This is a genomic window from Aeromonas sp. CU5 (genome assembly GCF_002586745.1).
Classification (GTDB): Bacteria; Pseudomonadota; Gammaproteobacteria; order Enterobacterales; family Aeromonadaceae; genus Aeromonas; species Aeromonas sobria.
On the sequence record NZ_CP023817.1, the window covers coordinates 2,971,227 to 2,982,266 of the forward strand.

Sequence of the window (11,040 nt, forward strand, 5' to 3'; positions counted from 1 at the left end):
GCGCCCTCTACACCACTCCCTGCCAACCTTTCACCTTCCCGATCAAGACTCGCCCCATCCCGCCAACTGGCGATCAAACGGCCTTACTCATTAATTTATTGATCTTGCTCAGGAATCCGCCATCTCCCCCTTTCCCTCAGCCCGCCCGCCAGTAATATAGCCAATTGGCAACACACGCCTCGTCGGAGTCTCCCCATGAGCCATGCCAGCTATCTCGCAGGTAAAAAGCAGCAGACTGGAGGCTGAAATTCAGGGGCGGTAGCCATGCCGGTGCTTTCCATGACCAAGGCCTTAACTGTTGTAATTGTTGCTCTAACAAAGAAAGTCAAGCGAACACGTTCAGCTTTATAGGCATGGTGGCAAATGGTTTATTTACAGCACCATTTATCGCATTCTGAATTAGGCCGAAGCGGAGTTAGATGGAAGACGGTATTAATGTGTTAGTACTGCCTTCCATCTAATCACTGTTATGCATCTATGGATTCCCGTCATGAATCGATTTGAAAAATTAATTAAGTGTATGCCAATGGATTATCAATCATTCACTTCAAAGAAGAGTACATGGGAAAAATTTTTATCAAAAAATAATAAAACAAGCGTCATTCTCTTTAGTCTATTCAAAAAAAATGATGAGGTAGAAATATCACGAAAAGACTTGTTTAAGTTAGCAAACTCTGGTGATTATGAGACTTTAGTAATTGCAGTAATACTTTGGGGTTATCCCGCAGGCATGAGAGGCAATCATTTCAAGAATATAACAGATAAATTAGATATAGTTGTATCCTTATTGAAAGAGGCGAGCAATGGAATAACAGATTGGGATTCGCATTACAATGCGACCAAATCGATACAAGGTTTAGGTTTATCCACGTACACAAAGTTTCTTTATTTCATCAATGCAAAAGTGAATTCATTTCCTTGTGTCATCTTGGACAAACGCATAATTGACTCAATTAATAAAAGCTTTTTGTCTGGATTTTATACTCTCAAAGGTATAAATACAGGCAATGCCGAAAAAAGATATCCTGATTTTTTGCAACTTATAGATGATTTTTCGAAAAAATATTCAGCATCACATGGGCAAGTTGAGATGTTCATATTTGAATTTGGTTTAAATATGAAGTCAGATACATAACAGCCCGTAGGTTAGATTAGCGAAGCGTATTCGGACAATCGCGAATAAATCGGCCCCAAAAAAAATCCGGAGAACCCACGATCTCGATAGCAAACCTCCCTGACAAGGCGGAGATCCTCTGCCATGCACTGATTAAGTGGACGTTATTTTTATCCAGTTGGAATAAACAATGAAATATTCATTAAATTGGAAACAACCATTACTCTCCATGAGCAAGCGATCCTTTATATTTATTACATTGATTTTTTCAGGAGGCGTTGCTCTCAGCACATACAAGACACAACTGAATATGGAGCTGGGTTTCTGGCTCTTTTACCAATACCTAAAAATACTGCTAGCAGCCTTCATTGTATTGTTCGCAATAGCTCAAGCCTCCAGATTGTTTTCTGTCGAATTAAGAAGTGAGGATGTGGTAGGTAGCTCGTAGGTTCGAATAGCGAAGCGTATTCGGACAATCGCGAATAAACCGGCCAAAAAAATCCGGAAAATCCACTATCTCTATAGCAAACTTTCCTGACAAGGTGGAAATCCTCTGTCATTCACTGATTAAGTAGATGTTATTTTTATCCAACGGGAATAGACAATGCAATATTCATTAAATTGGAAACAACCATTACTCTCTATGAGCAAGCGGTTCTTTATATTTATCACATTGATTTTTGTCGGGTTTGTTGCACTCAGTACATACAAAACCCAACTCGACATGGAGTTGGGCTCTTGGCTCTTTTACCAATATTTAAAAATCCTGCTAGCATCCTTCGTTGTATTGTTCGCAATGGCTCAAGCCTCCAGATTGTTTTCCGTCGAATTGAGGAGCGAGGATGTGGTAGGTAGAAACCGCTTTTTCCAGAAAGTATCCATACCCTATACAGAGATGATCGGTGTGAGTATGGGAAAATTACTCATAGTGGATTGCATGGTCATTCGTACTAACAGTCGCAAGAAAATTTACGCCCCTTTTGACCTGGATGGCTTCTCAGATTTTTCGAATAAAATAGATGCAAGGTTAATGAATAACAAAGCCCGTAGGTCGATTAGCGAAGCGTAATCGGACGTTCACGATAGAAATATTTCGTGATAGCACCAATTGCCTTCAGAGACCGACTTTCACGCAGTCTCGTTTTTCACCTGTATCTTTGCTGACGTAACACCCGCGCCAAGGAGCCCGTAGGTTCGATTAGCGAAGCGTAATCGGACGTTCGCGATACAAATATTTCGTGATAGTACCAGTTGCCTTCACAGACCGACTTTCATGCTGTCTCGTTTTTCACCTGTATCTTTCCCAAGGAGATAGATGAAGCCTGACTTAACCGGCAGACGGATTGTGCTGCGCACCATTGGCCCGCAGGATGCCGCCGATCTGTTCGAGATTTATGGCAATCCACTGACCATGGAGTTTGCCTCTGAGCCCTGCTTTACCTCCCCCACCATGGTGGCGCAGATGATGGCGAGCGTGGTGCGGCTGGAGCAAACGGGTGAGTCGCTGGAGTGGGCGATTGTCGAGCTGGAGAGCAACAAGGTGATCGGCACCTGCGGCCTGCACAGTTTCAGCGAGGCGGGCCACTGCTGCGAGGTGGGCTGTCTGCTCAATGCGGCCTATTGGCGCAGAGGGTTTATGTCGGAAGCGCTGCGATTGCTGTTCACCCATGCAGGCACGCTGGGAGTCACCCGCCTTACCGCAGATATCGATGCAGATAACGTCCGCTCTATCGCCCTGTTTGAAAAACTGGGCTTCAAGGCGCATGCAGGGCGCTATCAGCGCACGCTCCCGTTTGTCTGACCCGAGACCAGAGACACAACGCCCTCGCCTCTCAGGCCGTTGTGGCAAGGATCAGCCATAAAAAAACCGGAACCCTTGGGTTCCGGTTTTTTTCATTCCAGCCGAGGCTGGTAAACCAGCAAATTAAGCCTGGTTTTTAACTTCTTTCAGACCGCGGAAAGGAGCTTTGGCACCCAGAGCTTCTTCGATACGGATCAGCTGGTTGTACTTGGCAACACGGTCAGAACGGCTCATGGAACCGGTCTTGATCTGGCCAGCAGCAGTACCAACAGCCAGGTCGGCGATGGTCGCGTCTTCGGTCTCACCGGAACGGTGGGAGATGACGGCAGTGTAGCCAGCGTCTTTGGCCATCTTGATGGCAGCCAGAGTTTCGGTCAGGGAACCGATCTGGTTGAACTTGATCAGGATGGAGTTGGCAACGCCGTTGTCGATACCGCGCTTCAGGATCTTGGTGTTGGTCACGAACAGGTCGTCACCAACGATCTGGATTTTCTTGCCCAGTTCAGCAGTCTGGTAAGCAAAACCGTCCCAGTCAGATTCGTCCAGGCCATCTTCGATGGAGACGATCGGGAACTTGGTGGTCAGGTCAGCCAGGTAGTCAGAGAAACCGTTGGAGGTGAAGATACGACCTTCGCCTTTCAGGTTGTACTCTTTCTTCTCTGCGTCGTAGAACTCGGAAGCAGCACAGTCCATCGCCAGAGTGATGTCGGTGCCCAGCTTGTAACCGGCAGCAGCAACGGCTTCAGCGATTACTTCCAGTGCTTCGGCGTTGGATTTCAGGTTAGGAGCGAAACCACCTTCGTCACCGACTGCAGTGTTGTAGCCCTTGGACTTCAGCACTTTGGCCAGGTTGTGGAACACTTCAGCGCCCATGCGGACAGCTTCTTTCAGGGTCTTGGCGCCAACCGGCTGGATCATGAACTCCTGAATGTCGACGTTGTTGTCGGCGTGCTCACCACCGTTGATGATGTTCATCATCGGCAGCGGCATGGAGTAAACACCCGCGGTGCCGTTCAGCTCAGCGATGTGAGCGTACAGCGGCATGCCTTTGGCAGCAGCGGCGGCTTTGGCGTTAGCCAGGGAAACAGCCAGGATGGCGTTGGCGCCAAACTTGGATTTGTTCTCGGTGCCGTCGAGGTCGATCATGATCTGGTCGATAGCGGCCTGGTCCTTGGCATCTTTACCCAGCAGAGCTTGAGCAATCGGGCCGTTTACGGCTTCGAGGGCTTTCAGCACGCCTTTACCCAGGAAACGGCTCTTGTCGCCGTCACGCAGTTCCAGCGCTTCGCGGGAACCGGTAGATGCGCCAGACGGAGCTGCTGCCATACCAACAAAACCACCTTCCAGGTGAACTTCGGCCTCAACGGTCGGGTTACCACGGGAGTCGATGATTTCACGACCGATTACTTTAACGATCTTGGACATGTGTATTTCCTCAGGTTTCGTAAAAAAACAACAAAAATATGCCAAAAAAAGCGGCTGTGGCACAGAGCCCCAACCGCATTTATTTTAAATTACTTCAAATTACGCTTCTGATACTCGCCTGCCGCCTTCACAAACCCGGCGAACAGAGCGTGGCCATCACGAGGAGTGGAAGTGAACTCCGGGTGGAACTGCGCTGCCACAAACCAGGGGTGATCCGGGATCTCGATAATTTCCACCAACTTCTTGTCGGCGGAGAGACCGGTCACTTTCAAACCGGCTGCTTCAATTTGCGGCAGCAGCTTGTTGTTCACTTCGTAACGGTGACGGTGACGCTCGTAAATGGTCGGGCTGCCGTACATCTGACGCACCTTGGAACCTTCGACCAGGTGGCAGAGCTGGGAACCCAGACGCATGGTGCCGCCCAGATCAGAGCCTTCGGTACGGGTCTCGACGTTACCTTCTTCATCCACCCACTCGGTGATGAGGCCGACAACCGGATAGGCACAATCTTTCTTGAACTCAGAAGAGTGCGCGCCAGCCATACCCGCAACGTTGCGAGCAAATTCGATCATGGCAACCTGCATGCCGAGGCAGATACCCAGGTAGGGGATCTTGTTCTCACGGGCATACTGGGCCGCCAGAATTTTGCCTTCCACACCACGCTCACCGAAGCCACCCGGGACCAGAATCGCATCCAGACCTTCCAGCAGCTCGGAGCCACGGGTCTCGATATCCTGGGAGTCGATGTACTTGATGGTGACGGAAAGACGGGTCTTGAGACCACCGTGCTTGAGTGCTTCGTTGACCGACTTGTAGGCATCCGGCAGGGATACGTACTTGCCGACCATACCGATGGTCACTTCTGCAGTCGGGTTGGCCTCTTCGAACACAACCTGCTCCCACTCGGACAAGTCAGCTTCTTTGCACTCCAGACCGAAACGCTCGGTGAAGTAGGAGTCCAGATTCTGGGACTTGAGCAGTGCCGGGATCTTGTAGATGGAGTCAACGTCTTTCATGGAGATGACGGCGCGCTCTGGCACGTTGCAGAACAGGGCAATTTTGGCGCGCTCATTGGCCGGAATGGCACGGTCAGAGCGGCAGATCAGCACATCAGGCTGAATACCGATGGAGAGCAGCTCTTTAACGGAGTGCTGGGTCGGCTTGGTCTTCACTTCACCGGCAGCCGCCAGGTAAGGCACCAGCGTCAGGTGCATGAACATGGCGTTGTTGCGGCCAACGATGGTCGCCAGCTGGCGAATCGCTTCGAGGAACGGCAGGGATTCGATGTCACCCACGGTGCCGCCCACTTCGACGATGGCAACCTGATGGCCTTCGGCACCGGCAATCACCCGCTCTTTGATGGCGTTGGTGATGTGCGGGATAACCTGAATGGTGGCACCCAGATAGTCACCACGGCGCTCTTTACGCAGTACATCGGCGTAGATACGGCCGGTGGTAAAGTTGTTGCGACGGGTCATCTTGGTGCGGATGAAACGCTCGTAGTGGCCCAAATCCAGATCGGTTTCGGCCCCGTCCTCGGTTACGAACACTTCACCATGCTGGGTCGGGCTCATGGTGCCCGGATCCACGTTGATATAGGGGTCCAGTTTCATGATGGTCACATCCAGACCACGGGCTTCCAGAATGGCCGCCAGAGAAGCTGCGGCAATGCCTTTGCCGAGGGATGAAACAACGCCACCAGTTACAAAAATATATTTTGTCGTCATGCTGAACCTGAAAGAAGTTTAGGGAGTTTTAAGGGGTGCTTCGGGGATGAAGCAGGACGGGGAAACAATATAGCAAAAACCCCTCTCCCAAACAATGAACAAAAATCTATCAGGCTCATCGTCACCCCATCTTGCGCCAAATCAATTTTGCTCGGTTTCCTTGGCCCGATCCCAGGCAGCATCTAGCTTTTCAAGGGTGCAATCGGTCATTTTCAAGCCTTCGGCGGCGATAAACTGCTCAACCTGACGAAAGCGCCGCTCGAACTTGCCATTGGCGCCCCGCAGTACCTGCTCCGGATCCTTGCCCAAATGGCGCACCAGATTGACGGTGGCAAACAGCAGATCGCCGAGTTCGTCGCTGACCCGCGCCTCGTCCACATCGGCCATCAAGGCCTCTTCCATCACTTCGTCGATCTCTTCGTGGATCTTGTCCACCACCGGCCCGAGAGTCTTCCAGTCAAAGCCGACGGTGGCGCAGCGTTTCTGAATTTTTGCGGCGCGGCTCAAGGCGGGCAAGGAGAGCGGGATATCGTCCAGCACGCTCTCTTTATCAAGGGCAGCGCGCTCTTTGGCTTTTTCCGCTTCCCAATTGGCCTTCACCGCCTGCTCATTATCGAGGTCTGCATCAGAAAAGACGTGAGGATGGCGGCGAATGAGCTTTTCACTCACCGTATCGATGATATCGGCAAAATCGAACAGTCCTCGTTCCTTACCAAGCTGGGCATAAAACACCACCTGAAACAGCAGATCGCCCAACTCCCCTTTCAATCCCTGCCAATCCTCGGTCTCGATGGCATCAGCCACTTCATAGGCCTCTTCCAGGGTGTGCGGCACTATGCTCTGGAAGTTCTGCTTCAGATCCCAGGGGCAACCGGTTTGCGGATCGCGCAGACGAGCCATGATGTCGAGCAGTTGGGGAAGGTCGTAACGTTGGGACATGGGCAACTCACTATCGATTCGTTAAAGGGGGATCAAGCAACATCAAGCCGCGCAGCCGGTCAATCTCATGTCGAGCAAGTGAGAGCGGTCGTAACGCTGGAACATGGGGTATTCGCTTGTTGATGCGTACCACTGGGGGAAAACAGTGACCGACCTGGCGGTCGGTCACGAGTTGGTTCTTGATGACAATCAGAGACGCTTGGCGCTGATCACGTCGTTAAGCTGGCTCAACTTGGCCAACGCCCGGTTGAAGGCGTTGATGTTGTAGATCTCCAGCTCCATGTCGATCTCGGCGGTCTGTTCGCGCACGTTGGAGCGCGAGCGTACCCCCATCACATTGATCTTCTCGTTAGCCAGCACAGTGGTGATATCGCGCAGCAAGCCGGAGCGATCGTTGGAGATGATCCGGATGGTGAGGCCGTAGCCGCCGGAGTAGTTCTCCCCCCACACCGCATCGATCAGCCGCTCAGGGTTACGACGGCAAAGCTCCTTGAGCTGCTCGCAATCCTCGCGATGGATGGAGACGCCGCGCCCCATGGTGATAAAGCCCTGAATGGAGTCTCCCGGGATCGGCTGACAGCAGCGGGCGATATGGGTCATCAGGTTGCCGACCCCTTCCACTACGATGTGATCTTTGGGTTTGTGGCGCAGCGGCGCATTGGCCTTCTGTTCCAGCTTCTCCAGCAGGCGGCGATCTTCTTCCTCCGCCGTCGGCTTGTTGTAGCAGGTGTCGAGATAGTTGAGCACCTGGTTGATGCGGATATCGCCACTGCCAATACCGGCCAGCAGATCGTCGGTGCTCTCCTGATTGAAGCGGCGCAGCATGTTGCCCTTGTCGATCTTGGACATGCTGAGGTTGTGGCGATCCAGCTCTTTCTCGAACAGCTCGCGACCGGCCACTATGTTCTTGTCCCGATCCAGCTTTTTGAACCAGGTCGCCACCTTGGCCCGCGCCCGGCTGGAGCGCAGGAAGCCGGAGTTGGGGTTCATCCAGTCGCGGCTCGGGTTCGGCTCCTTCTGGGTGATCACCTCGACCTGATCGCCGGTCTGCAACGCGTAGGTGAACGGCACGATGCGGCCATCAATTTTGGCACCAATGCAGCGGTGGCCGATCATGCTGTGGACGTGATAGGCAAAGTCGAGCGGAGTCGCACCTGCTGGCAAGTCGATCACATCCCCTTTCGGGGTGAAGACGTAGACCCGATCTTCGAACACCTGACTGCGCAGATCCTCGAGCAAGGAACCGCTCTCGGAAAGATCCTCCTGCCAGGCAAGCAGCTTGCGCAGCCACTCGATCTTGTCTTCGAAGTTGTTGGCCTTGTTGACCGCATGGGCCCCTTCCTTGTAGCGCCAGTGAGCCGCCACGCCGAGTTCCGCATCCTGATGCATCTGATCGGTACGGATCTGGATCTCGACTGTCTTGCCCTCGGGCCCGACCACCACGGTATGGATCGACTGGTAACCGTTGGGTTTGGGGTTGGCGACATAGTCGTCAAACTCGCGGGGAATATGGTGGAAGTGGGTATGAACGATGCCGAGCGCCGCATAACAGTCCTGCAGCCGCTTGGTGACTACCCGCACCGCACGCACGTCGAACAGCTCGTTGAATTCGAGGTGTTTTTTCTGCATCTTGCGCCAGATGCTGTAGATGTGTTTCGGACGACCGTTGACTTCAGCCTCGACCCCCGCCTCTTTGAGGCCATCCCGCAGGGATTGCACAAACTCGCGGATGTAACGCTCCCGATCAAGACGCTTTTCATCGAGCTGCTTGGCGATCTGCTTGTAGGTGTCCGGGTGCAGGTAACGGAAGGCGAGATCTTCCAGCTCCCACTTGAGCTGGCCGATGCCGAGCCGGTTGGCCAGCGGCGCATAGATGTTGGTGATCTCCTGAGCCATCAAGACCCGGGTCTCTTCATCCGCCTTTTTGGCTTCCCGCAGGCAGGCGATCCGCTCCGCCAACTTGATCACCACGGCGCGCACATCCTCGACCATGGCGAGCAACATGCGGCGCACGTTATCGACCTGTTCCGGCGAGGTTTCACTGCGATGGAGGGTCTGCAGGGAGCGAATCGCTTCCATCTCCAGCACCCCTTCCACCAGCTTGGCGATCTTGGGGCCGAAGTCTTCGTCCATCCGCTCCTGGCTGATGAGACCGGCCTCGACGAAGGGGTAGATGATCGCGGCCTTGAGGGTGCCGAGATCCATGCTGAGCATCAACAAGATGCCCGCCATCTCGACGCCACGCACCAGCAGGCGACTGGTGAGGGCTTCGTCTCCAAGCGTCAGACAATACTGGTAAACAGTTCGCAGCTGATCTTTGTCACTGTCACTGAGTGCGAGTGAGCCAACCCACTCCTCCAGAGTGAAGTTATCTTTCAAATGAATATCGCGAACCGCCACCATGGTATCAATCCTTTAAATTATCGGGCCGAAAGCTAGCGCTTTCTCTCCTCATGAGACTGCGTCAAATGGGGATGTTTGGGGGGCTTTTCAAGGCATATTGTCAAAAAAGACAATAGCGTAGCCCCACCGACCCTACCTATGTACGAGTGCCTAGCTTACCCCAATCACGACAGCCCAAACAGCGCCAGGCTGTCACACTGGGTGAGCTTTTGTCGCTCTCGCGCAACCGAACCAAAGACCCCAGATGGCCGCGGTGGCGCATCTGGGCATCCGTTTTCTAGATCCGCTCAAACAGCGCCATGGATTCCAGATGACCTGTGTGAGGGAACATGTCGAGCATGCCCAGACGCACCAGACGGTAGCCCCCTTTCACCAGTACCTGACTGTCACGAGCCAGGGTGACCGGGTTACAGGAGACATAGACCACCCGCTTGGGGGAAAGTTTCACTACGTGTCCCATCACTTCCAGCGCACCGGGGCGAGCCGGATCCAGCAGCACCAGATCAAACCCTTCCCGCGCCCAGGACATGCCGACGATGTCACCGCTCAGGTCCGCCTTGTAAAAACGGGCATTGGTGATGCCGTTGCGGCGGGCGTTCTCTTCAGCCCGCTGCACCATGGCCAGCTCACCTTCGACCCCCACCACTTCGCGGGCCTGATGGGCCAGTGGCAAGGTGAAGTTACCGATGCCGCAGAACAGATCGAGCACCTTGTCATCTTTGGTCGCGCCGAGCCATGCCAACGCCTGCTCCACCATGCTCTGGTTGATCGGGCCATTGACCTGAATGAAATCACCGGGAACAAATGCAAGAGACAGGCCATCCAGTGAGTAGGACGGGGAAAATTGTTGCTGCAGCGCTTCGATACGCTCATCGGCCGCCTGCAGGTAGAGGTCGATCCCCTGAGCCTGGGCAAACGCCACCAGCAGGGCGCGATCCGCCTCATTGGGGCGACCGGTATGGCGCAACAGCATCAAGATCCCCTGCTCGGCCTGGATAAGCTCGGCGTGGCCCAGCTCGCGCTGGCTCTTGAGCCGGTTGAGGCACTCACGCAACGGCGGGATAAGTGCCGAGAGCGGTGCGGTCAGCACCGGGCAGCCGTCGATTTCAACCAAATCGTTGCTGTTGCGACGGCGAAAACCGACCCGGGTGCAGCGACCATTCTTGTCAAATTTGATGGCCAGTCGACAGACCCGGCGGTAGGCACGATCTTCACCGGTCAGTACCGGATCCAGTGCCGGGGCCTGAATATTGCCCAACCGCTCGAACAGACTGACCAGTCCCGCCGCCTTGGCAGCCTGCTGATCGGCTACTGACATCTGCTGGGCATTGCAACCGCCGCACTCGCGGAAGTGGCTGCAGAAGGGGGCAATGCGATTGGCCGCGGGCGTCACCACTTGTTGCAACGCCGCGTGGCCATATTGTTTCTTGTCTTCGGTGATGCGAGCCTTGACGACCTCGCCGGGCAGCGCCCCTTCAACGAAGATCGCCTTACCCTGGTGACGACCAATACCGACGCAATGATGATCCAGACTGTCTATCGTAAATTCAATACGTTGGAGCTGGGTTGACTTCTTTTGGGGCTTGAAAAACTGGGCCATAAAACTTGGTGCCTATAGGTGGCTATGTCAT

8 protein-coding genes are annotated in these 11,040 nt (G+C 53.6%); 3 read left to right on the forward strand and 5 right to left on the reverse strand.

The window, feature by feature from the left end; translation table 11 throughout:
• Positions 1-490: 490 nt before the first annotated feature.
• From CK911_RS13105 to CK911_RS13120, 3 genes are all read left to right on the forward strand, one after another.
• A complete protein-coding gene (locus tag CK911_RS13105) occupies positions 491-1,135 on the forward strand; it encodes a hypothetical protein (RefSeq protein ID WP_098970464.1) in 645 nt (214 codons plus the stop codon).
• Between the two features lie 583 nt (positions 1,136-1,718).
• Positions 1,719-2,183 (forward strand): hypothetical protein, encoded by a 465-nt coding sequence (locus CK911_RS13115; RefSeq protein ID WP_172954016.1) that lies wholly within the window; start codon positions 1,719-1,721, stop codon positions 2,181-2,183.
• 246 nt (positions 2,184-2,429) lie between these two features.
• Positions 2,430-2,915 (forward strand): GNAT family N-acetyltransferase, encoded by a 486-nt coding sequence (locus tag CK911_RS13120; RefSeq protein ID WP_098970466.1) that lies wholly within the window; start codon positions 2,430-2,432, stop codon positions 2,913-2,915.
• A gap of 123 nt (positions 2,916-3,038) precedes the next feature.
• On the opposite strand, the gene eno is transcribed toward CK911_RS13120, so the two are convergent.
• The 5 genes from eno to rlmD form a co-directional block, all read right to left on the reverse strand.
• Positions 3,039-4,340, reverse strand: a complete 1,302-nt coding sequence (gene eno / locus CK911_RS13125; RefSeq protein WP_042023643.1) for a phosphopyruvate hydratase — start codon at positions 4,338-4,340, stop codon at positions 3,039-3,041.
• Positions 4,341-4,429: 89 nt separating this feature from the next.
• Positions 4,430-6,067, reverse strand: coding sequence for a glutamine hydrolyzing CTP synthase (pyrG, locus tag CK911_RS13130; RefSeq protein WP_068977696.1), 1,638 nt, complete (start codon positions 6,065-6,067; stop codon positions 4,430-4,432).
• Positions 6,068-6,208: 141 nt separating this feature from the next.
• Positions 6,209-7,006 (reverse strand): nucleoside triphosphate pyrophosphohydrolase, encoded by a 798-nt coding sequence (gene mazG, locus CK911_RS13135; RefSeq protein WP_098970468.1) that lies wholly within the window; start codon positions 7,004-7,006, stop codon positions 6,209-6,211.
• Between the two features lie 189 nt (positions 7,007-7,195).
• Entirely contained in the window at positions 7,196-9,409 is a 2,214-nt protein-coding gene (gene relA / locus CK911_RS13140; protein WP_042023639.1) for a GTP diphosphokinase, read from the reverse strand.
• A 277-nt stretch (positions 9,410-9,686) separates the two neighbouring features.
• Positions 9,687-11,009, reverse strand: coding sequence for a 23S rRNA (uracil(1939)-C(5))-methyltransferase RlmD (gene rlmD / locus CK911_RS13145; RefSeq protein ID WP_098970470.1), 1,323 nt, complete (start codon positions 11,007-11,009; stop codon positions 9,687-9,689).
• Positions 11,010-11,040: the final 31 nt, after the last annotated feature.